Here is a 21193-nt window from a genome sequence, read left to right as displayed (position 1 = left end):
AGTCAGACGACGAGATCGAGGAGTTGCAGAGCCGTGAGCGTGCGCAACGTGATCATCATTGGATCGGGACCGGCGGGCTACACCGCGGCGGTCTACGCGGCACGCGCGCAGCTGGAGCCCCTGGTCTTCGAGGGTTCGCAGTACGGCGGCGCCCTGATGACGACCACCGAGGTCGAGAACTACCCCGGCTTCCGCGACGGCATCATGGGTCCCGAGCTCATGGAGCAGATGCGCGAGCAGGCCATCCGCTTCGGTGCCGAACTGCGTGCCGAGGACGTCGAGTCGGTCGAGCTGACCGGTGAGATCAAGAAGGTCGTCGCGAACGGCGTCGAGTACGAGGCCAAGGCCGTCATCCTCGCGATGGGTGCCGCGGCCCGTTACCTGAACATCCCCGGCGAGCAGGAACTGCTCGGCCGCGGTGTGTCGGCGTGTGCGACGTGCGACGGCTTCTTCTTCCGCGACCACGACATCGCGGTGGTCGGCGGCGGCGACACGGCCATGGAGGAGGCGACGTTCCTCACGCGCTTCGCCAAGTCCGTGACGGTCATCCACCGCCGCGAGGAGTTCCGCGCCTCGAAGGTCATGCTGGAGCGCGCCCGCGCCAACGAGAAGATCAAGTGGCAGCTGAACACGCAGGTCACCGATGTTCTCGGTGACGGCACCGTGTCCGCGATCAAGATCAAGGACACCCAGACCGGCGCCGAGTCCGAGATGCCCGTCACCGGCTTCTTCCTCGCGATCGGCCACGACCCGCGCTCGGCGCTGGTCAAGGGCCAGGTCGACCTCGACGCGGACGGTTACGTCCTGACCAAGGACAAGTCCTCCTACACGAACCTGGACGGCGTGTTCGCCGCCGGCGACCTCGTCGACCACGAATACCGCCAGGCGATCACCGCCGCCGGCTCCGGTTGCAGCGCTGCGATCGACGCGGAACGGTGGCTCGCCGAGCACGGCACCGAGCACGCCGAGATCGCCGCCGAGGCCGTCGGTGGCGGCTACGGCAAGAGCAACTGAAGTTCCTTCTGCGAGATCTTTTAGGGAGAGCAACATGGCAGGCGCCACCGTCACGGTGACCGACAAGTCGTTCGCGGACGACGTTCTGACCAGTGAGAAGCCCGTGCTGGTCGACTTCTGGGCGACCTGGTGCGGCCCGTGCAAGATGGTTGCGCCGGTGCTGGAGGAGATCGCGGCCGAGCACGGCGAGAAGATCACCGTCGCCAAGGTCGACATCGACGCCAACCCGTCGATCGCCCGTGACTACCAGATCATGTCCGTCCCGACGCTGATCCTGTTCCAGGGCGGCCGTCCGGTGAAGCAGATCGTCGGCGCGAAGCCCAAGGCCGCGCTGCTCAAGGACCTTCAGGACGTCCTGGCCTGAGCCAGAAAGTTGCATGGAACCGAGAAGTTCTTTGCAACGCGCAACGTGACCCGCCCGTCTATCGATAAGACGAGCGGGTCACGTTGGTTTTTGGTGCCGGGACGGTGATCTCGGTACGACTGTGAGTAGCCCTGCATCGATCACTTAGCGCAGCAGGGCACAATGAGGACTTCCCAACTGACGCGCCGACCAGGTTCGGCGCCCTAGTCGAGCGAGGGTGCATGCAGCTGCTCCGCCGCGGGGACGTCGGAAGTGATGTTGCCGAGATCCGGTCGACCCTGACCAGGCTCGGACTGCTTCCGCCGGCCGACCCACAGGCGCCGCCGGTGTTCGACCAGCAGGTCGAGCACGCCGTGCGCGCGTTCCAGCAGCAGCGGGGGCTGATCATCGATGGCATTGTCGGCCCGGCGACCTATCGCTCGCTGCGTGACGCGACGTTCCGGTTGGGGGACCGGCCGCTCGCGTTCCTGATGTCGCAGCCGACGACCGGTGACGACGTGCTGGCACTGCAGGAACGCATGCTGGAGCTCGGTTACGACGCCGGTCGCGCCAACGGCGTGTTCGGCCAGCAGACCGAGCAGGCGTTGAAGAACTTCCAGCGCGACTACGGACTGATCGTCGACGGCATGTGCGGTCCCGACACCGTGCGCGCGTTGCGTCAGCTCCAGCCGAAGGTCCGCGGTGGCCGTCCGCAGCTGCTGCGTGAGCAGGAAAAGCTCCGCGGTGCCGGTTCGCGCCTGTCCGGCAAGCGCATCGTCATCGACCCCGGCCACGGCGGCCAGGACCGCGGCGTGGTCGTCGACGGCCTGTCCGAGGCCGAGCTGATGCTGGACCTGGCCCGCCGTCTCGAAGGCAAGATGGCCGCCACCGGCATGGAGGCGCTGCTCACGCGCGGTCCGGACAACTGCCCGGACGAGGCGGAGCGCGCCAGGTTCGCGAACGAGGCAGGCGCCGACCTGATCCTGTCGCTGCACAGCGACGGCAACTCGTCGCCGAACGCGCAGGGTGTGTCGACCTTCCACTACGGCACGGGCAACGGCGCGTCGTCCACGGTCGGTGAGGCGCTCGCGGGGTTCATCCAGCGCGAGGTCACCGCCCGCACGTCGATGTCGAACTGCGGTTCGCACCCGAAGACGTGGGACCTGCTGCGGCTCACCCGCTGCACGGCCGTCCGCGTCGAGGTGGGCTACCTGACGAACACCGAGGACCGCGCCCGGCTGGCGACGCCTGGTTTCCGCGACATCGTGGCCGAGGGCATCCTCGTGGCCGTGAAGCGTCTCTACCTGCTCGGCAAGGACGACCAGCCGACGGGCACGTTCACGTTCAACGACCTGCTGCGCTACGAGATGGCCAAGGGCTGATTCTCCGGCTCTGCCGCTGACTGACGAAAAAGGCCCCCTCGCTGCCGGCGAGGGGGCCTTTTCGCTGTCTCAGACCGGGCGGAAGCTCGGTTCCGCGGTGGAGACGGTGACGCTGTTGAGAAGTCGTTCGAGAGCTGCCTCGACGTCTTCCTTCCACGTGATGGCGCTGCGCAGTTCCAGGCGCAACCGCGGCCAGCGCGGGTGCGGGCGCACGGTCTTGAAACCGACGCTCGTGAGGAACTCCGCGGGCGTGACGCAACTCGACTCTTCGTCGTCCGGGCGCATGTCGCCGAACGCCTCGATGGCCTTCACGCCACGACGGGTCAGGTCCTTCGCCACGGCCTGCACGAGCACGCGCGCGAGTCCTCCCCCTCGGAACTCCGGGAGAACGTCCAGCGACGTCATGAGGACCGCGTCCGGGCTCACCGGAGAGGTGGGGAAGGCGGCGCTGCGCGGAACGGCGGCCGGTGGTGCGTAGAAGACCGAACCAGCGGGGATGCCGTCGCAGTAGATCATGCGACCGCACGAACCCCACTCGAGCAGGACGCTGGAGACCCAGGCTTCCTTCTCGAACTCGGTGTCGCCGTATTCCTCAGCCTGTTCTCGCAGGTGAGGGGCCAGTTCCCAGAAAACGCACGTCCTGCTGTGCTTGGAGAGATGCTCCAGGTTGTCCAGCGTGACGCCCACGACGCGACGGGACACCCCAACCTCCACCCGTTAACACACACAGTGAACCCATACGAGGGTAGGCGAATGTGACGGAACCCGGAAGGCGCGTGCCCTGAACGGGACGACGGTTACACTCGCTCGGGACATTTCCTATACAGGAGTCCCACATGACTGTGCCCGGACAGCCCGCGAAGCAGGGCCCCAGAAGCCTTGACCCCCACCTCCGCCGCTACGCAGCGCGCACGGCAGGGATGACGGCATCGGAGATCCGGGCACTCTTCGCAGTGGCATCCCGACCGGAGGTCGTATCGCTGGCCGGCGGCATGCCGCACCTGGCCGCACTGCCTCTGGAGTCGCTGTCCGCGGAGATCGGTCAGCTCGTGGCCACCGACGGTCTGGTGGCGCTGCAGTACGGCTCGGCGCACGGTGTTCCGTTGCTGCGCGAGCAGATCTGCGACGTCATGGCGCTGGAAGGCATCAACGGCCACCCGGACGACGTGGTGGTGACCGTCGGCTCGCAGATGGGCCTCGACATGGTCACCCGGATCTTCTGCGACCCCGGTGACGTGGTCATCGCGGAGGGCCCCTCCTACGTGGGTGCTCTCGGCTCGTTCACGGCGTACCAGGCTCAGGTCGTGCACGTCGCGATGGACGCTGACGGGCTGGTGCCGTCGTTGCTGCGCGAGGCCCTGGAGGCTTGCAAGCGCGCCGGGCAGCGGGTCAAGTTCCTCTACACGATCCCGAACTTCCACAACCCGGCCGGCGTGACGCTGGCGGTGTCGCGGCGGGCCGAGATCCTGGAGATCTGCCGGACCTACGGCGTGCTGGTCGTGGAGGACAACCCGTACGGACTGCTCGGGTTCGACGGCCAGACGTACCCGGCGCTGCGGTCGATGGACCCGGACAACGTCGTGTACCTCGGGTCGTTCTCGAAGACGTTCGCGGCCGGCCTGCGGGTCGGCTGGGTGCTGGCGCCGCACGCGGTGCGCGAGAAGCTGGTGCTGGCCGCCGAGTCGGCCACGCTGTGCCCGCCGACCCTGAACCAGATGATCGTGTCCCGGTACCTGTCGACGCAGGACTGGAAGGGTCAGATCAAGACGTACCGAGAGGCGTACCGGGAACGCCGGGACGCGGCGATCTCGGCTCTCGAGCAGCACATGCCGCAAGGTTCCACGTGGAACATTCCGGATGGCGGCTTCTACGTCTGGGTGACGGTGCCGGAGGGCATCGACACGAAGGCGATGCTGCCCCGCGCCGTGACGGCCCGTGTGGCCTACGCGTCCGGTACCGGCTTCTACGCGGACGGCTTCGGCTCCCGGCAGCTGCGGATCTCGTACTGCTACCCGACGCCGGAGCGCATCCGTGAGGGCGTCCGCCGCCTGGCGAACGTCATCGAGGACGAGATGCAGCTGGCCGCGACCTTCGGGGCGACGCCGGGCCGTCAGCTGTCCGGCCCGCAGACCCCCTCGCCTGACACCGCCTGATCTTTCTTTGGAGTTGTGCTGTGGCTGACCGAATGGTCGCTGTGCTGTCCGGTGGGCTCTCCCACGAACGCGAGGTCTCGATCCGCTCCGGCCGCCGCCTGTCGGCTGCGCTGCGGTCGGTGGGCGTGACGGTGGAGGAGTGGGACGCCGACGCGTCTCTGCTGACACGTCTTCGGGACCACCGCCCGGACGCCGTCGTCGTCGCCCTGCACGGGGGTGAGGGCGAGAACGGTTCGGTGCAGGCAATCCTCGAGATGTTCGGTGTCCCGTACGTGGGCACCGACTCGCGGGCGTGCCGGAGGGCGTGGGACAAGCCGACCGCGAAGGCCGAGCTCGCCCGCGCCGGCCTGACGACGCCGGAGTGGATCGTGCTGCCGCACGCGACGTTCCGGGAACTGGGTGCCAAGCCGGTGCTCGACGCGATGGTCTCGACGCTGGGACTGCCGTTGATGCTGAAGCCGGACCAGGGCGGGTCGGCGCTGGGCGCTCAGGTCGTCCGGGACGCCGCCGAACTGCCGCCGGCGATGGTCGGGTGCCTGGCGTACGGCGACACCGTTCTGGCCGAGCAGTTCATCTCCGGCGTGGAGGTGGCGGTCGCGGTGGTCGACGGTCCGGACGGGCCGTACGCGCTGCCGGCCGTCGAGATCGTTCCGGAGACCGGGGTCTACGACTACACCGCCCGGTACACCGCGGGGCTGACGGACTTCCACGCGCCAGCTCGGTTGGACGCGGCTGCCGCGAAGTCGGTCGGGGAGCTCGCGGTCGCGGCGCACCGGCTGCTCGGGCTGCGGGACGTGTCGCGGACCGACGCCATCGTGGCCGAGGACGGGACCGTCTACTTCCTCGAAGTGAACGTGTCGCCGGGGCTGACCGAGACGTCGCTCCTGCCGATGGCGGTCGAGGCGGCGGGGCAGTCGTTGGGTGAGATCTACGCCGGGTTGATCGAGCGCGCTGTCGCTCGCTGAGTGGCCCGAAAGTCCGCGCGGACTGATCGACAAATAGGTGACGCCCCGTATCCGATTGGATGCGGGGCGTCATCGTCACCGTGACATAAGGCCCGTGGGTGATCCTATGGGCCTACTCCGATGTCCGAATTGTCGTTTCTGGGCTCATCATGCCGATGATCCTTTGAAGATCATCAACTGACCCGAATTCGACCACGATCCGGCCTTTTCGCTGCCCGAGTTCGACCTTCACGCGGGTGTCGAAGTTGTCCGAGAGGCGCTCGGCGAGCTCCTGGAGACCGGGCGCGTGCAGCTGCTTGCGAGGAGCCTGCTTCGGCTTCGCCGGCTTCTCGTTCTTGGCGATCGTGACCGCTTCTTCGGTCGCGCGGACCGACATGCCCTCGGCGATGATCCGTGCCGCGAGGTCCTCCTGCGCTCCCGCGTCGTCCAGACCGAGAAGTGCCCGTGCGTGCCCGGCGCTCAGCACGCCCGCCGCGACCCGTCGCTGGACGGCGAGGGGGAGCTTCAGCAGCCGGATGGTGTTCGTGACGACGGGACGGCTGCGGCCGATGCGGTCGGCGAGTTCCTCGTGCGTCACGCCGAACTCCTCCAGCAGCTGCTGGTAGGCCGACGCTTCTTCGAGCGGGTTGAGCTGGACGCGGTGGATGTTCTCCAGCAGCGCGTCGCGCAGCATGACGTCGTCGGCGGTCTGCCGCACGATGGCCGGGATCGTCTTGAGCCCGGCCTGCTGCGTGGCCCGCCACCGGCGCTCGCCCATGACGAGCTCGAAGGTGTCCGCGGTGAGCTCGCGGACCACGATCGGCTGCATGAGCCCGAACTCCTTGATGGAGAACGAGAGCTCGTCGATCGCATCCTGGTCGAACACCTGGCGCGGCTGCTTGGCGTTCGTCCGGATCGCGGTGACCGCGATCTCGCGGTACACCGCCCCCGCCACTTCACCGATCGGCTGCTGGGCCTTGGCCCCGTTACCGGCCACGGCGGGCCGGATGGTGCTGGGTGCACCGGCAGGCGGACCCTGCGGGATGAGTGCGGCCAGGCCGCGCCCGAGTCCGCCCTTGCGCTGCTCCGTCATGCGCCCTCCTTCTTGGCCCCGCGGATCGCGATCTCCTTGGCGGCGTCGAGGTAGCTCATCGAACCGCGCGAGCCCGGGTCGTACGTCAACACCGTCTGCCCGAATCCTGGTGCCTCGGAGACCTTCACGCTGCGCGGAATCACGGTCTTGAGGGCGACGTCGCCGAAGTGGCCACGCACCTCACTGGTCACCTGGTCCGCGAGCTTCGTGCGGCCGTCGTACATCGTGAGGAGGATCGTGGAGATCGACAGGTCGGGGTTGAGGTGCTGCTGCACGAGCTCGATGTTGCGCAGCAGCTGGCTCAGCCCCTCCAGCGCGTAGTACTCGCACTGGATCGGGATGAGGACTTCCTGGGCCGCGACCATCGCGTTGACGGTCAGCAGGCCGAGGCTCGGCGGGCAGTCGATGAAGACGTAGTCGGGCTGCAACGCGTCGAGTGCCTCGGGGGAGAGCGCCTCCTTGAGCCGCGACTCGCGGGCCACCATCGAGACGAGCTCGATCTCGGCGCCGGCGAGGTCGATCGTCGCGGGCACGCAGAAGAGGTTCGGCGACGTCGGGCTGACCTGAGCCGCCTCGGCGATGGAGATCTCGCCGATCAACACCTCGTAGACGGACGGCGTGCCGCTGCGGTGCTCGACCGAGAGCGCCGTGCTGGCGTTGCCCTGCGGGTCGAGGTCGATCACGAGCGTCTTGAGCCCGTGAATGGCGAGAGCCGCGGCGAGGTTCACCGTGCTCGTCGTCTTGCCGACGCCACCCTTCTGGTTGGCGACGGTCATCACCCGGCGATGGGTCGGGCGGGGGAGCAGGGACTCGTCGGGGTGCAGCACGCTTGCCGCACGAGCCGCCTCTTCTGCAATCGGGGTCCACACCACGGCGCTGTCATCTCCGTTGTTGGTCGGCTTGGCTTTGGGTTTGGAGGGCTTCGTTTCACGTGGAACATCGGCGGCCTGGAACTCCGGATACACGCTCACCGATCCCTCCGCGTCTGGCGCTCCACGATGAGCACCGTCGTAGGCACCTCAAGTACGTCCGCTCCCACGACGACGACCTTGGCGTTGGCGCCCCCAGCTTTGAGCACCGCCGCGCCGTCGCGTTCCAACTCCTCCTGCGCACGCTCGCCCTTGAGCGCGACCATCCGTCCGCCGCCCCTGAGGAGCGGGAGGCACCACTTCGTCAGCTTCTCCAGCGGAGCCACCGCCCTCGCGGTGGCGGCATCGCAGTTCAACAACTGCTTGCGAATCGGTCCTTCCTCCGCACGCCCGCGGAGGACCGTCACGTTGTCGAGCTGGAGCCGTTCCTTCACTTCCTCCAGCCACGCGATGCGGCGAGCCATCGGCTCAAGAAGCGTGATCCTCAGGTCGGGCCGCGCAATGGCGAGCGGCACCCCCGGCAGCCCGGCGCCTGAGCCCACGTCGACGACACGTTCGTTGGGTTCGAACAGCTCCTCGATCACTGCCGAGTTGAGCACGTGCCGATCCCAAATCTTCTCGACTTCACGAGGACCGATAAGTCCGCGCTCCACGCCGTGCTCCTCCAGGAGCCTGACGAACTCGGCGGCACGCTCAACGTGCTCACCGAAGACGAGCTTCGCGTTGTCGGGCAACTCCCCGGCCATGTTCTCCGTCCGTGAGCGTTTCACGTGAAACCACGCGGCGGCGACGTTCCGGCGGCCGGTGGAAAAGCTGGCGAATGCCAGGGCACCATCATGACGGATCGACCGTGCGCTCTGCCAAATCCTGAGCGCCGTTTCACGTGAAACTTGGGGGAAAGTTGCGTCCGATGCTCTACACCGTCGCTCGGCCGGGTCCCGGCGCCGTTTCCACGATGGGTCACCCGGCCGGCGGCGTTTATTTGGAGGGCAAGATTCGCGAGCTGCGTCGGCTTGGGGTGGACGTGCTCGTGTCCGCCCAGACCGACTCCGAGCGGGCCGAGTGCGATCTGGTGGACGAGGAGCGGGTGGTGGTGGCCGCCGGGCTGCGGTACGTGTGCTTCCCGATCGAGGACCGCTCGGTGCCGGACGTGGCGTCGGCTGGCGCTGTTGTCCGGCCGCTGCACTCGCTGTATTTGAGTGGGGCGCATGTGGTGTTCCACTGCTGGGCCGGGATCGGGCGGTCGTCGTTGTTGGCTGGGTTGTTGCTGGGGATGGATGGGGTGGAGCCTGAGTCGGCGTGGAGGCTGATCGCCGAGGCTCGGGGGTTTCCGGTGCCGGACACGGCGGCGCAGCGGGAGTGGCTGGGTGCTTGGTGGGCGGCTCGGGAGTAGTCGGGGTTTCACGTGGAACAGTCGGCTTGGCTCGGGGGCGGTTGGCGTGCGTGCGGGTCGGCGTGCGTGCGGGTCGGTCGGCGTGCGTGCGGGTCGGTCGGCTTGCGTGCGGGTCGGTCGGCTTGCGTGCGGGTCGGTCGGCTTGCGTGCGGGTCGGCTTGCGTTGGCTTGTCACGTTCCAGCGGAGCGGTCACCTGCCGGGCGGACAGTCACCTTGCGAGGGTGGCCGGGCAGGCAGTACCGAGCCGGTGCCGGTCATCGCCGCTTCGCGTCGATAGCGATTGGGGCTTGACCTTGAGCCTCTGGCGGGATGCTGGACGGCCGGAAAAGGCCGGGCTGAAAAGCGCCCGGCCGTGCCCATGAGGGGAGCATCCCGCCCACTCAAGGTAAAGCCCCAATCGCCGGGGTGGTTGCGTCATCACCGCTTGACCGGCAGGCCTTGGTTCACACGGCTCGGCTTCGCCATTGCGGTTGCCGGCAGGGTGGCTTGGCTTCGCCGTTGCCCGTCGAGTGTGGAGGGACGGCTCGGCTTCGCCGTTGCGGTTGGCGGTAGGGGAGGCTCGGCTTCGCCGTTGCCCTGACCGCGCGGGGGAGCGGGACTCATCCTTGGCGTCATCGCGTCGTGTCGACATGTCGCCAACGGATGCCGCGCGCCATCACTGCGCTTCGATGTCAGCGGGTTCTCGAGCCGTTCCTGTGGTGGCCGCTGCCCGTCCTGCCCGAGGCGAGCTCTTCGCCTGCGGCGCTCCGTCCGTGCTCGTCTCGCCTGGGACAGCAAACGGCCCCTGGTTCCGGCGGGAACCAGGGGCCGTGAGTGAAAGCGAAGCCGTCAGGGCTTGGGGAAGATGATGACCCGCCGCTGCGGCTCCTCACCCTCGCTCTCGCTGTGCACGCCCGCGACCGAGGCAACGGCGTCGTGGACGACCTTGCGCTCGAACGGGGTCATCGGGTGCAGGCGGGCGCGCTCACCTGAGGCGGCCACCTTCTCCGCGGTGGTGCGGCCCATCTCGGCCAGTTCGGCACGGCGGCCTGCTCGCCACTGGGCGATGTCGAGCATCAGGCGGGAGCGGACTCCCGTTTCCTGCTGCACGGCGAGGCGGGTGAGTTCCTGGAGCGACTCGAGGACGTTGCCTCGGGGGCCCACCAGCTTGGCGAGGTCTTCGCCTCCGTCGATGCTGACGATGGCCCGGCCGCTCTCCACGTCCAGGTCGATGTCACCGTCGTAGTCGAGCAGGTCGAGCAGGCGCTCGAGGTAGTCACCTGCGATGTCGCCTTCCTGGACGAGCAGGTCTTCGGTCTTGCTCTGCGACTGCGGCTCGGCCGCAACCTCGGACTCGGCCGAGGCGTCAGACGACGCCTCCACGTCGTCGGTCGCCTGCAAGGTCTCCGACACGATGTCTCCTCTCCGGGGCAACGCCCGAAATCAGCGGCGCTTCTTGCTGCCCGGCTTCTTGCTGGTGGATCGGCCTGGGGTCAGGCCGGGGATCTCGGTGTTGGAGTTGCCGTTGGTGGCCTCCGGCGAAGGCGACGCGGCCTTGGATGCGCCGCTCGGGCCCGCGGTCGGCATGCGCTTGGCGCCGTTGGCCGGCTTGGCTCCCGGTGCGGGCTTCTTCGGGTTCACCGGCTTCGCGCCCGGCTTCGGGGCGAGGGCCTGGCGGGTCTCGACGACCGTCGCCTTCTTCTCCTCTTCCTCGGAGTCGATGCGCTTGTACACGAAGTGCTGCTGGCCGAGGGTCCACGCGTTGTTGGACAGCCAGTACAGCAGGATCGCGACCGGGAAGAAGAAGCCGCCGGCGAGGACGCCCAGGGGGAAGATCCAGAGCGTCAGCTTGTTCATGATGGCGGTCTGCGGGTTGTCCAGTGCGGACTGGTTCTGGCGCGCGACCGAGTGGCGGGCCGTGAAGTGGGTCGCGATGGACGCCACGATCATCAGCGGCACCGACAGCAGGATGACGTTCAGGCGCTCCGTGCCGTACTGGGCCAGCTGGTCGCTGGGCATCGTGATGAACGTCGAGAGGTTCGTGCCGAAGAGCTTGGCGTTGACGAACGAGTCGACGCCCTGCTTGTCGAAGAAGTAGACCTCGCCCCAGCCGGGCTTGAACGAACGCAGCACGTGGAACAGACCGATGAACACCGGGATCTGCACCAGCATCGGCAGGCAACCACCGAGCGGGTTGACGCCGTGCTCGGACTGGAGCTTCTGCATCTCCTGCGCCTGGCGCTGGCGGTCGTTCGGGAACTTCTTCTTGATCTTCTGCATCTCCGGCGCGAACTCCTGCATCTTTCGCATGGAGCGCACCTGGCCGACGAACGGCTTGAAGAGGATGGCGCGGAGGGTGAAGACCAGGAAGATGACGGCCAGGGCCCAGGCGAAGCCGCTCGACTCACCGAAGACTTTGCCGAACACCCAGTGCCAACACCACAAGATGAAGGACACCGGGTAGTAGATGAAGTTGAGCACGGAGCTACTCCTCGGTGGATACGTCGGGGACCTGCCGCCTCGGCGGAACGGGGTCCAGGCCTCCAGGGTGCCAGGGTCCGCAGCGCAGCAACCGGCGGATGGTCAGCCAGGTTCCTCGCAGCGCACCGTGGACGGTCAACGCCTCCACCGCGTACGCGCTGCAACTCGGGTAGAAGCGACAGGTCGGCGGCAGCAGCGGTGAGATGAACCGCCGGTAGAAGTGCACCGGCAGCAGCGCGACCTTCGCGGGCAACGTGGTCATCGCAGCACCTTGCGCAGGGCGGAAGTGAAGTCAGCGGCGAGCTCCGAGCTCGACGCTTCGGCTGCTGGAGCCAACGCGCGCACCACGACGAGAGTTCCCGGCGGCAGTTCATCCAGTGCCGGGCGCACGACGTGACGCAGACGTCGATAGACACGGTGGCGGACCACCGAGTTGCCAACTGCCTTGCTCACGACGAAGCCCACCTTGGACGAATCCAAGGTGGGCACGTCGGGCTTCAAGACGTGGACGACCAACCGGGGCCGTCCGGCGCGGCGGCCTCGGCGGACCACCAGGCCGAAGTCCTGGCTGCGGGTGAGCCGGGCGGCCGGTGGGAGCACGACGACGCTGCGCTTACCAGCCGCGGTCAGGCGGACAGAGTGGCACGGCCCTTGCTACGGCGCGCGGCCAGAATGGCGCGGCCGGCGCGGGTCCGCATGCGCAGCCGGAAGCCGTGCGTCTTCGCGCGGCGGCGGTTGTTGGGCTGGAAGGTGCGCTTACCCTTGCTCACGGTCGGTCTCCCGGTGCTTCACTGCTGACAAAGCCTGTGTGGTTGTCCCCGACAACAGTGGACGTAGGCGCGCGAAAGGCGCCCGTCGCAAGCGGGAGACTCGTACGAGGGTACGCATGCCCGGGTGCGGCAACCAAATCGGGGTGGCCGAGGCCACGTCTTGTGAGGCGTGCCGGGCCTTGTTACCGTTCGTCCTTCGCGCGTGCCGGGGTTGGCGTGGGAGCCGCCACCAGACCGGCATCACAACGCACCTTTTAGTGCACAGTTGTGGATAACTCTGTGGATACCTCTATCCTCCGTGTCCACATGTGGAGTCTTGGGCTCCGGTGGAGGGGAGGGGAGCGCGGAGTGTCGAACCAGCAGGTCGATCTTGGTCTCGTATGGGCCGAGGTGGTGCAGGAACTGGCGACGAGCCACCTGTCCCCTCAGCAGCGCGCGTGGATGAGGGTCACCCGTCCGATCGGTTTGCTGGATGGAACGGCACTGCTCGCGGCCCCCAGCGACTTCGCGAAAGAGGCGATCGAACGCGCACTGCGCGACCCGATCACCGCGGCGCTCTCCCGCAGGCTGGGCCGCACGGTCTCGCTCGCGGTGAAGGTCGACTCGCCGGAACCGGTCAATCCCGTGAGCCCGCCGACCACGCCGATCCCGGTCCAGGCGATGCAGCAGGTGGCGCCGATGCCGGGGATCCCTGGCATTCCGAACAGCGACACGCCCGGCCTCGCGGACGAGGCGACCACCGCCGACGGTGCCGAAGAAGAGGTCGACGAGGCCGGCGACGCGCTCGCCGCCGTCACCGAGATCTGGCCCACCTTCAACACCGCCAGCGCGGCGGGCGGCGCGACGCCGAACGGGAACCTCCCGTACACCCGGCCCGCGAACCCGTCGCCGTCGCAGACGCGGCTGAACGAGAAGTACAACTTCGACACGTTCGTCATCGGCGCCTCGAACCGGTTCGCGCACGCCGCGGCCGTCGCGGTGGCCGAGGCTCCGGCCCGTGCGTACAACCCGCTCTTCATCTGGGGCGAGAGCGGCCTCGGCAAGACGCACCTGCTGCACGCCGTCGGGCACTACGCCCAGCGCCTGTTCCCCGGCATGCGCGTGCGGTACGTGTCGACCGAGGAGTTCACCAACGACTTCATCAACTCGCTGCGTGACGACCGCAAGGTCGCCTTCCAGCGCCGCTACCGGGACATCGACGTTCTTCTCGTCGACGACATCCAGTTCCTGGAGGGCAAGGAAGGTACGCAGGAGGAGTTCTTCCACACGTTCAACACGCTCCACAACACGAACAAGCAGATCGTGGTGTCGAGCGACCGGCCGCCCAAGCGGCTGGAGACGCTGGAAGACCGCCTGCGCACGCGGTTCGAGTGGGGCCTGATCACGGACATCCAGCCGCCCGAGCTGGAGACCCGGATCGCGATCCTGCGCAAGAAGGCGGCCCAGGACCGGCTCGCGGCCCCGGCCGAGGTGCTGGAGTTCATCGCCGCCCGCATAGAACGCAACATCCGCGAGCTCGAAGGCGCGCTCATCCGCGTCACGGCGTTCGCGTCGCTCAACCGCCAGCCGGTCGACGTCCAGCTGGCCGAGATCGTGCTGCGCGACCTGATCCCCGACTCGCACGCGCCGGAGATCACCGCACCGATGATCATGGCGGTCACCGCCGAGTTCTTCGGGGTGTCGATCGACGACCTGTGCGGCCCCGGCAAGACGAAGGCGCTCGCGCAGGCACGGCAGATCTCCATGTACCTGTGCCGCGAACTGACGGACCTGTCGCTGCCGAAGATCGGTCAGACGTTCGGCGGCCGCGACCACACGACGGTCATGCACGCGGACAAGAAGATCCGCAAGGAGATGGCCGAGCGCCGGCGGATCTACGACCAGGTCCAGGAACTCACGTCCCGGATCAAGCAGCGCGCTCGCCACACTCCCTGATCCACCCGGGTAGCCACGAAGGGGTCCTCCACCGCGGAGGGCCCCTTTTTCGCGCGCACCCGGGGACGGCGGACGAGTGCGGGCGAACGCTCTCGACGCGACCGAGCGACCCGTCGGCGGACACCCGGGGACGGATCCGCGGCCCGGCATCGAGCACCCGGGTACGCGGCTGCCGCTCGACGGCCAACACCCGGGGACGACTTCGGCGCAGTGATGGGACTGCATCAGTGCGTACGGCTCCAACCACCACCACGCGCCGCACACGTACCCGGGTAGACGAGGCTCGATCGGCCGCCCGCCGAGGCTTTCTGTTCGCCCCCGGCACTCGAAGGGGTGGGGACAACTGGAAAAGTCTGTGGCCCCGGCCACGATCTGGCCACAGAAGCCTGTTGAACACCCGGGTACAACTGGCCCGCACCCGGGGACGCACCCGGGGACAACTGTGGACGATCTGTGGATCGAGAGCTGTGCACAACTGGCTGTCCCCGGGTGCGCCGATCTGTCCCCGGGTGCCATCCCCCCTTAGTCCACATGGTGGGTGACACCTTGACCTGCAGGTTTAACGGCTGTCCCCACAATCCACAACCCTTACTGTTACTGCTGTTTGATCTCTCTAGAGAGAACTCAAAAGCAAAACAGCGGTGGATGGTTCCCAGGGATCGGTGCCCGAACCCCGAAGTGACGGGAAGGGCCAGGACGCTCTAACGTTGTTGCTCCGCACCTCGGTCAGCCGAGGTCGAGGCTCCCTAACCCCCACTGGCACGTTGTCGTGGTTGGGCTTGTCGACTGTCGAGGAAAGGACGCCTCATGAAGATCCGCGTCGAACGCGACGGCCTGGCCGACGCAGTCGCCTGGGTCGCTCGCAGCCTTCCGTCCCGTCCACCGGTCCCCGTGCTGGGCGGCGTGCTGCTCGACGCGGAGTCGGACGACTCGCTGACGGTCTCCGGGTTCGACTACGAGGTCTCGGCTCAGGTCGGCGTTCCCGCGACGATCGCCGACGGTGGCCGTGCTCTGGTCTCCGGGCGTCTTCTCGCCGACATCACCAAGGCGCTGCCGAACCACCCCGTCGAGATCGCGGTCGACGGCTCTCGGATGATGATCAGCTGTGGCAGCGCCAGGTTCAGCCTCCCGACGATGCCGGTCGAGGACTACCCGGCCCTGCCGTCGATGCCGCAGTTGATCGGTGAGCTCCCCGGCGAGATCTTCGGTGAGGCCGTGAGCCAGGTCGCCGTCGCGGCCGGCAAGGACGACACGCTGCCGATGCTGACCGGCGTCCGCGTCGAGATCGGTGAGGGCAAGCTGACCCTCGTCGCCACCGACCGGTTCCGGCTGGCGATGCGCGAGTTCCCGTGGGAGCCGGACGCGTCCCTCGGCGAGGTCGCCGTCCTCGTCCCGGCCCGCACCCTCGGTGACGCGGCCAAGACGCTCGGCTCGTCCGGCGGCAAGGTCGAGATGTCGCTCGCGGCCAACGACGGGCTGCTCGGTCTCTCCGGTTCCGGCAAGCGGACGACCACCCGCCTGCTCGACGCGGACTTCCCGAAGTACCGCCAGCTGCTGCCCTCCGAGCACTCGGCCGCGGCGATCATCGACATCGACGCGCTCCAGCAGGCGATCAAGCGCGTGTCGCTCGTCGCCGAGCGCGGTACGCAGGTGCGCCTCGAGTTCGTGGACGGCGGTCTGCGTCTGTCCGCCGGTGGCGACGACGAAGGTTCGGCCGAGGAAGAACTTCCGGTCGAGTACACCGGCGACGCGGTCACCATCGCGTTCAACCCGGGCTACCTGCTCGACGGACTCGGAGCCGTCCGCACGCAGAAAGTCCACTTGTCCTTCACCACACCCAGTCGCCCGGCATTGCTGAAGCCGGTGGACGAGGATGGGAACGTGGCGCCGGGCTACCTGTACCTGCTCATGCCCGTTCGCCTTCCCGGCTGAGAAAACCCTTACCGGGTACCAGAAGAACGTAGGGGAGAACACCGTGCAGCTCGGACTCGTCGGCCTCGGCAAGATGGGTTTCAACATGCGCGAGCGGGTGCGCCGGGCCGGTCACGAGGTGATCGGCTACGACCGCAACCCGGAGGTCAGCGACTCGGAGTCGTTGGCGGACATGGTGTCCAAGCTCGAAGCGCCGCGCGTCGTGTGGGTCATGGTGCCCGCCGGCGAGATCACCCGTAACACGGTGAAGGAGCTGTCCGAGCTGCTGGCGCCCGGCGACCTCGTGGTCGACGGCGGCAACTCCAAGTTCACCGACGACCGGATCCACGCGGACCTGTTGGCGGAGAAGGAGATCGGCTACCTCGACTGCGGTGTCTCCGGGGGTGTGTGGGGCCTCGACAACGGCTACGCGCTGATGGTCGGCGGCGACGCGAAGCACGTCGAGCAGGCGCAGCCGATCTTCGACGCGCTGCGTCCGGAGGGTCCGCGCGAGGAAGGCTTCGCGCACGCGGGCAAGGTCGGCGCCGGCCACTACTCGAAGATGGTGCACAACGGCATCGAGTACGGCCTGATGCAGGCGTACGCCGAGGGCTTCGAACTGCTCGACAAGACCGATGTCGTCGACAACGTGGGCGCGGTCATCACGGCGTGGCAGCGCGGAACCGTTGTGCGGTCGTGGCTTCTCGACCTGCTCGTGCGCGCGTTGGAGTCCGACCCCGAGCTCGACGACCTGCGCGGTTACGTCGAGGACTCGGGCGAGGGCCGGTGGACCGTCGAGGAGGGCATCAACAACGCGGTGCCGCTCCCGGTGATCTCCGCCGCGCTCTTCGCGCGGTTCCAGTCGCGGCAGGAGGACTCGCCGGCGATGCGCGCCGTCGCCGCGCTGCGCAACCAGTTCGGCGGCCACTCGGTCCAGAAGGCATGAGGTAGGTGCACGTCAGACACCTCCAGGTCAGCGACTTCCGTTCCTGGGAGCTCGCCGACCTGGAGCTCGAGCCCGGCGCGTCGGTGCTCGTCGGGCGCAACGGCCAGGGCAAGACGAACCTGGTCGAGGCGATCGGCTACGTGGCGACGCTGGGTTCGCATCGCGTTTCCAGCGACGCACCGCTGATCCGGCACGGCGCCCAGCGCGCCGTCGTGCGAACAGCCGTGGTCAACGAGGACCGCGAGCTGCTCGTCGAACTGGAGATCACGGCCGGCAAGTCGAACCGGGCGCGGATCAACCGGGGTCCGGTACCGCGTCCGCGCGATGTGCTCGGGATTCTGCGGACCGTGTTGTTCGCACCGGAGGACCTCTCTCTTGTGCGGGGCGATCCGAGCGACCGGCGGCGGTTCCTCGACGAGATGCTGGTGTTGCGTGCGCCCCGGTACGCCGGCGTTCGCAGCGACTACGACCGCGTCCTCAAGCAGCGCAGCGCGTTGTTGAAGACGGTGAAGCACTCTCGATCGGCGGACCTCTCGACGCTCGACGTCTGGGACGGGCACCTCGCCAAGCACGGCGCGGAGCTGCTGGCCGCGCGGTTGAAACTGGTCCGCGACATGAAGGACCACGTGACCTCGGCGTACGCGGAGGTCGCTCCGGAGTCACGCCCGGCGCTCATCTCGTACCGGTCGAGCGTCGGTGAGATCCCGGAGGACAGGGAGAGCATCGAGGATCTGCTGCTGGCCGAGCTCGACCGGGTGCGGCGGCAGGAGATCGAACGCGGCGTCTGTCTCGTCGGTCCCCACCGGGACGACCTGGACCTGACGCTCGGCGAGCTCCCCGCGAAGGGGTACGCCAGTCACGGAGAGTCATGGTCGTTCGCGCTCGCGCTGAGGCTCGGCGGGTACGAACTGATGCGTGTCGACGGCATCGAACCGGTGCTCGTGCTGGACGATGTCTTCGCGGAGCTCGACCGCGGCCGGCGTCGGCAACTGGCCAAGGTGGCGGCCGCCGCCGAGCAGGTGCTGATCACCGCGGCGGTGGCGGAGGACGTTCCGGACGAGCTCACCGGGGCCCGGTTCGAGGTCCATGGCGGGGAGGTGCGACGTGTCTGAGTCGGAGGCTGACTCAGGGGGTTCAAAGCCCCCACATGTAGCTCGATCGGGTGTGTCCCCCCACACATCTGGGGACAAGTCTGTGGATGGTGTGGATAACTCCGTCACAAATCCGAACTTGTCCACAGGTTCATTCACACCTGAGGGTGAGTCACTGAAGGGGTCTGACCTCGCGAGGGCAGCCCTGGAGGCGGCGAAAGCGAGCGCGAAGGCCCGCGGGCGGGTGCCGGGGAGCAAGTCGAAGGGCCGTCCGGTCAACCGCCGCCGGCGTCGCTGGTCGGGTGCGGGACCGGACGACCGCGACCCCCAGCCGCTCGGGCGGATCGCGTCCAGGATCGCGGCGGACCGCGGCTGGGTCGAGCAACTCCAGGGTGGCCAGGTCTTCGGTCGTTGGGCAAAATTGGTGGGCGAGGACGTCGCCGAGCACGCGAAACCGATCGCGCTCAGTGACGGGGAACTGACGGTCCAGGCGTCGTCGACGGCGTGGGCCACTCAGCTGCGCCTTCTGCAGCGCGAGCTGATCAAGAAGATCGCCGCGGGTGTCGGCAACGGCGTCGTCAAACGACTCAAGATCAAGGGACCGGACGCGCCCAGCTGGCGACACGGCCCCAGGCACGCGCCTGGGCGCGGTCCGCGTGACACCTACGGGTGAGGTCCTGTCAAGGGCTCAGCGGCGATTCTGTGGCTCAATGAGCGTTCACCTGCGGATTTGAACCCCCGTTTCAGCCGTCCCGACCCGTCCCGCGCCGCTTGAGGCGCTCTGTGACCGAATCAAAGGTGTCCTTGACCCCGTTCTGTCGGGGTGCACCGGTAGAATCACGGGAGCGTCACCCATCATCGTGCGGGTTCCGCCCGCATCAGCGAGGAGACTCCAGGCCCGTGTCAGCTAAGAAGAATGAGTACGGCGCGTCCTCGATCACTGTCCTCGAAGGCCTCGAGGCAGTGCGCAAGAGGCCGGGCATGTACATCGGCTCGACCGGCGAGCGCGGTCTGCACCACCTGGTCCAGGAGGTTGTGGACAACTCCGTCGACGAGGCGATGGCCGGCTACGCGACGACTGTCGACGTCACCCTGCTGGCCAACGGCGGCGTCCGGGTGATCGACGACGGCCGCGGCATCCCCATCGACGTGCACCCGGTCGAGGGCAAGCCCACCGTCGAGGTCGTGCTCACCACGCTGCATGCGGGCGGCAAGTTCGACAGCGACTCCTACGCGGTGTCCGGCGGCCTGCACGGCGTCGGCATCTCCGTGGTGAACGCGCTGTCCACCGCCGTCGACGTCGAGATCAAGCGCCAGGGCCACGTCTGGACCCAGCGCTTCGAGGCCACCCAGCCCGCGCACGAGCTGCGCCAGGGTGAGGCCACCGACGACACCGGCACGACGATCACGTTCTGGGCCGACCCGGACATCTTCGAGACCACCGAGTACAACGTCGAGACGATCGCGCGCCGCCTGCAGGAGATGGCGTTCCTCAACAAGGGGATCACGATCATCCTGCGCGACGAGCGGGTCTCGGAGGCGGACGAGGAAGCCGACGCCGAGGGCCACAAGGCCGCGGTGAAGGAGCGCGTCTTCCACTACCCCGGTGGTCTGGAGGACTTCGTCCGCCACATCAACCACACGCGCGAGGCCGTGCACCAGAAGGTGATCGGGTTCGAGGTGAAGGGCGAGGACCTCGAGGTCGAGGTCGCGATGCAGTGGAACACCGGCTACACGGCCTCGGTCTACACCTTCGCGAACACGATCAACACGCACGAGGGTGGCACGCACGAGGAAGGCTTCCGCGCCGCGCTGACGCGAGTCGTCAACGAGTACGCGCGCGAGAAGAAGCTCCTCAAGGAGAAGGACACCAACCTCACCGGTGACGACATCCGCGAGGGTCTCGCCGCGATCATCTCGGTGAAGTTGAAGGAGCCCCAGTTCGAGGGCCAGACGAAGACCAAGCTGGGCAACAGCGAGGCCAAGTCGTTCGTGCAGAAGTCGACGAACGAGCACCTGGCCGACTGGTTCGAGCGCCACCCCAACGAGGCCAAGACCATCGTCACCAAGTCGGTGTCGTCCGCGCAGGCCCGCATCGCCGCCCGCAAGGCCCGCGAGCTGGTCCGCCGCAAGGGCGCGCTCGACATCGGCGGCCTGCCCGGCAAGCTGAAGGACTGCCGCTCGACCGAGCCGGAGCGTTGCGAGCTCTACATTGTCGAGGGCGACTCAGCGGGCGGCTCGGCCAAGGAAGGCCGCGACTCGATGTACCAGGCGATCCTGCCGATCCGCGGCAAGATCATCAACGTCGAGAAGGCGCGCATCGACCGCGTCCTGAAGAACACCGAGGTCCAGTCGCTGATCACGGCGCTGGGCACCGGCATCCACGACGAGTTCGACCTGACGAAGCTGCGCTATCACAAGATCGTGCTGATGGCCGACGCCGACGTCGACGGCCAGCACATCCGCACGCTGCTGCTCACGCTGCTGTTCCGCTTCATGCAGCCGCTCATCGAGCACAACCACGTGTACCTCGCGCAGCCGCCGCTCTACAAGATCAAGTGGCAGCGCACCGAGCCGGAGTACGCCTACTCCGACCGCGAGCGCGACGCCGTGATCAAGGACGGTCTCGCCGGCGGCAAGCGTCTCGGCAAGGAAGACAACATCCAGCGGTACAAGGGTCTTGGCGAGATGAACGCCGAGGAGCTGTGGGAGACCACCATGGACCCTGCGAACCGGATCCTGCGGCAGGTCACCATGGACGACGCGGCCACCGCCGACGAGCTGTTCAGCGTGCTCATGGGCGAGGACGTCGAGGCACGCCGTTCGTTCATCACCCGCAACGCCAAGAGCATCAAGTTCCTGGACATCTGAGTCCGGTCTTGGTCCCT

Annotated in this window: 21 protein-coding genes; 12 read left to right on the top strand and 9 right to left on the bottom strand. The window is 67.7% G+C overall.

Annotated elements, in window-relative coordinates; translation table 11 throughout:
• The first annotated feature begins 33 nt into the window (after positions 1 to 33).
• The 3 genes from trxB to BM417_RS18295 all read left to right on the top strand — a co-directional run bounded on the left by trxB (position 34) and on the right by BM417_RS18295 (position 2739).
• Entirely contained in the window at positions 34 to 1014 is a 981-nt protein-coding gene (trxB, locus tag BM417_RS18305) for a thioredoxin-disulfide reductase (protein WP_093595127.1), read from the top strand.
• Between the two features lie 34 nt (positions 1015 to 1048).
• Positions 1049 to 1378 (top strand): thioredoxin, encoded by a 330-nt coding sequence (trxA, locus tag BM417_RS18300; protein ID WP_093595124.1) that lies wholly within the window; start codon positions 1049 to 1051, stop codon positions 1376 to 1378.
• A 221-nt stretch (positions 1379 to 1599) separates the two neighbouring features.
• Entirely contained in the window at positions 1600 to 2739 is a 1140-nt protein-coding gene (locus BM417_RS18295) for an N-acetylmuramoyl-L-alanine amidase (protein WP_093595121.1), read from the top strand.
• Between the two features lie 69 nt (positions 2740 to 2808).
• Here BM417_RS18295 and BM417_RS18290 read toward each other — a convergent pair whose 3' ends face one another.
• The gene (locus BM417_RS18290) at positions 2809 to 3441 is read right to left on the bottom strand and encodes a GNAT family N-acetyltransferase (RefSeq protein ID WP_093595118.1); all 633 of its coding nucleotides are present in this window, start codon (positions 3439 to 3441) and stop codon (positions 2809 to 2811) included.
• A 134-nt stretch (positions 3442 to 3575) separates the two neighbouring features.
• Between BM417_RS18290 and BM417_RS18285 the strand changes: the two genes are divergently transcribed.
• Entirely contained in the window at positions 3576 to 4892 is a 1317-nt protein-coding gene (locus BM417_RS18285) for an aminotransferase-like domain-containing protein (RefSeq protein ID WP_093595115.1), read from the top strand.
• A gap of 20 nt (positions 4893 to 4912) precedes the next feature.
• The gene (locus BM417_RS18280) at positions 4913 to 5857 is read left to right on the top strand and encodes a D-alanine--D-alanine ligase family protein (protein WP_093595111.1); all 945 of its coding nucleotides are present in this window, start codon (positions 4913 to 4915) and stop codon (positions 5855 to 5857) included.
• A 112-nt stretch (positions 5858 to 5969) separates the two neighbouring features.
• On the opposite strand, the gene BM417_RS18275 is transcribed toward BM417_RS18280, so the two are convergent.
• The 3 genes from BM417_RS18275 to rsmG all read right to left on the bottom strand — a co-directional run bounded on the left by BM417_RS18275 (position 5970) and on the right by rsmG (position 8544).
• Positions 5970 to 6929 (bottom strand): ParB/RepB/Spo0J family partition protein, encoded by a 960-nt coding sequence (locus tag BM417_RS18275; RefSeq protein ID WP_093595108.1) that lies wholly within the window; start codon positions 6927 to 6929, stop codon positions 5970 to 5972.
• On the bottom strand, positions 6926 to 7801 hold the full coding sequence (locus BM417_RS18270; protein ID WP_093596187.1) for a ParA family protein: 876 nt from the start codon (positions 7799 to 7801) through the stop codon (positions 6926 to 6928). Before BM417_RS18270 ends, BM417_RS18275 begins: the two co-directional genes overlap by 4 nt.
• 95 nt (positions 7802 to 7896) lie before the next feature.
• Positions 7897 to 8544 (bottom strand): 16S rRNA (guanine(527)-N(7))-methyltransferase RsmG, encoded by a 648-nt coding sequence (rsmG, locus tag BM417_RS18265; protein WP_093596184.1) that lies wholly within the window; start codon positions 8542 to 8544, stop codon positions 7897 to 7899.
• A 164-nt stretch (positions 8545 to 8708) separates the two neighbouring features.
• Here rsmG and BM417_RS18260 point away from each other — a divergent pair, with 164 nt between their 5' ends.
• Positions 8709 to 9191 carry a protein-tyrosine phosphatase family protein gene (locus tag BM417_RS18260; RefSeq protein ID WP_218164498.1) on the top strand — a complete coding sequence of 161 codons (483 nt, stop codon included), beginning with the start codon at positions 8709 to 8711 and terminating at the stop codon, positions 9189 to 9191.
• Between the two features lie 829 nt (positions 9192 to 10020).
• Here BM417_RS18260 and BM417_RS18255 read toward each other — a convergent pair.
• From BM417_RS18255 to rpmH, 5 genes are read right to left on the bottom strand one after another with little or no spacing between them, the layout of a single operon-like run.
• A complete protein-coding gene (locus tag BM417_RS18255; protein ID WP_093595105.1) occupies positions 10021 to 10584 on the bottom strand; it encodes a Jag family protein in 564 nt (187 codons plus the stop codon).
• 30 nt (positions 10585 to 10614) lie between these two features.
• A complete protein-coding gene (yidC, locus tag BM417_RS18250; RefSeq protein ID WP_093595102.1) occupies positions 10615 to 11652 on the bottom strand; it encodes a membrane protein insertase YidC in 1038 nt (345 codons plus the stop codon).
• A gap of 4 nt (positions 11653 to 11656) precedes the next feature.
• Positions 11657 to 11914, bottom strand: coding sequence for a membrane protein insertion efficiency factor YidD (yidD, locus tag BM417_RS18245; RefSeq protein ID WP_030465621.1), 258 nt, complete (start codon positions 11912 to 11914; stop codon positions 11657 to 11659).
• Complete coding sequence (gene rnpA / locus BM417_RS18240) at positions 11911 to 12252, bottom strand: ribonuclease P protein component (RefSeq protein ID WP_093595099.1); 342 nt, start codon at positions 12250 to 12252, stop codon at positions 11911 to 11913. The genes yidD and rnpA overlap by 4 nt, the downstream gene beginning before the upstream one ends.
• A gap of 26 nt (positions 12253 to 12278) precedes the next feature.
• Positions 12279 to 12422: a 50S ribosomal protein L34 gene (gene rpmH, locus BM417_RS18235; protein WP_030465619.1), complete on the bottom strand. Its 144-nt coding sequence runs from the start codon at positions 12420 to 12422 to the stop codon at positions 12279 to 12281.
• A gap of 348 nt (positions 12423 to 12770) precedes the next feature.
• Between rpmH and dnaA the strand changes: the two genes are divergently transcribed.
• The 6 genes from dnaA to gyrB all read left to right on the top strand — a co-directional run bounded on the left by dnaA (position 12771) and on the right by gyrB (position 21176).
• On the top strand, positions 12771 to 14357 hold the full coding sequence (gene dnaA, locus BM417_RS18230) for a chromosomal replication initiator protein DnaA (RefSeq protein ID WP_093595096.1): 1587 nt from the start codon (positions 12771 to 12773) through the stop codon (positions 14355 to 14357).
• A gap of 807 nt (positions 14358 to 15164) precedes the next feature.
• Complete coding sequence (gene dnaN, locus BM417_RS18225; protein ID WP_093595093.1) at positions 15165 to 16289, top strand: DNA polymerase III subunit beta; 1125 nt, start codon at positions 15165 to 15167, stop codon at positions 16287 to 16289.
• Positions 16290 to 16332: 43 nt separating this feature from the next.
• Positions 16333 to 17214 (top strand): phosphogluconate dehydrogenase (NAD(+)-dependent, decarboxylating), encoded by an 882-nt coding sequence (gene gnd, locus BM417_RS18220; RefSeq protein WP_281251332.1) that lies wholly within the window; start codon positions 16333 to 16335, stop codon positions 17212 to 17214.
• Between the two features lie 5 nt (positions 17215 to 17219).
• Entirely contained in the window at positions 17220 to 18326 is a 1107-nt protein-coding gene (gene recF, locus BM417_RS18215; protein ID WP_093595087.1) for a DNA replication/repair protein RecF, read from the top strand.
• 118 nt (positions 18327 to 18444) lie between these two features.
• Positions 18445 to 18978 (top strand): DciA family protein, encoded by a 534-nt coding sequence (locus tag BM417_RS18210; protein ID WP_093595084.1) that lies wholly within the window; start codon positions 18445 to 18447, stop codon positions 18976 to 18978.
• Between the two features lie 227 nt (positions 18979 to 19205).
• Positions 19206 to 21176, top strand: coding sequence for a DNA topoisomerase (ATP-hydrolyzing) subunit B (gyrB, locus tag BM417_RS18205; RefSeq protein ID WP_093595081.1), 1971 nt, complete (start codon positions 19206 to 19208; stop codon positions 21174 to 21176).
• Positions 21177 to 21193 lie beyond the last annotated feature (17 nt).

Source organism: Lentzea waywayandensis, from assembly GCF_900115955.1.
In the GTDB taxonomy this organism is placed as follows: domain Bacteria; phylum Actinomycetota; class Actinomycetes; order Mycobacteriales; family Pseudonocardiaceae; genus Lentzea; species Lentzea waywayandensis.
The sequence above is the reverse complement of the archived record's forward strand: the minus strand, read 5'-3'. Positions and strand labels throughout refer to the sequence as shown.

Bases quoted from the DNA above. Each gene is read 5' to 3' on its own strand.
- trxA (WP_093595124.1), top strand. From the start codon at position 1,049: ATGGCAGGCGCCACCGTCACGGTGACCGACAAGTCGTTCGCGGACGAC.
- BM417_RS18295 (WP_093595121.1), top strand. From the start codon at position 1,600: ATGCAGCTGCTCCGCCGCGGGGACGTCGGAAGTGATGTTGCCGAGATC.
- BM417_RS18285 (WP_093595115.1), top strand. From the start codon at position 3,576: ATGACTGTGCCCGGACAGCCCGCGAAGCAGGGCCCCAGAAGCCTTGAC.
- BM417_RS18275 (WP_093595108.1), bottom strand. From the start codon at position 6,929: ATGACGGAGCAGCGCAAGGGCGGACTCGGGCGCGGCCTGGCCGCACTC.
- rsmG (WP_093596184.1), bottom strand. From the start codon at position 8,544: ATGGCCGGGGAGTTGCCCGACAACGCGAAGCTCGTCTTCGGTGAGCAC.
- BM417_RS18260 (WP_218164498.1), top strand. From the start codon at position 8,709: ATGCTCTACACCGTCGCTCGGCCGGGTCCCGGCGCCGTTTCCACGATG.
- yidD (WP_030465621.1), bottom strand. From the start codon at position 11,914: ATGACCACGTTGCCCGCGAAGGTCGCGCTGCTGCCGGTGCACTTCTAC.
- dnaN (WP_093595093.1), top strand. From the start codon at position 15,165: ATGAAGATCCGCGTCGAACGCGACGGCCTGGCCGACGCAGTCGCCTGG.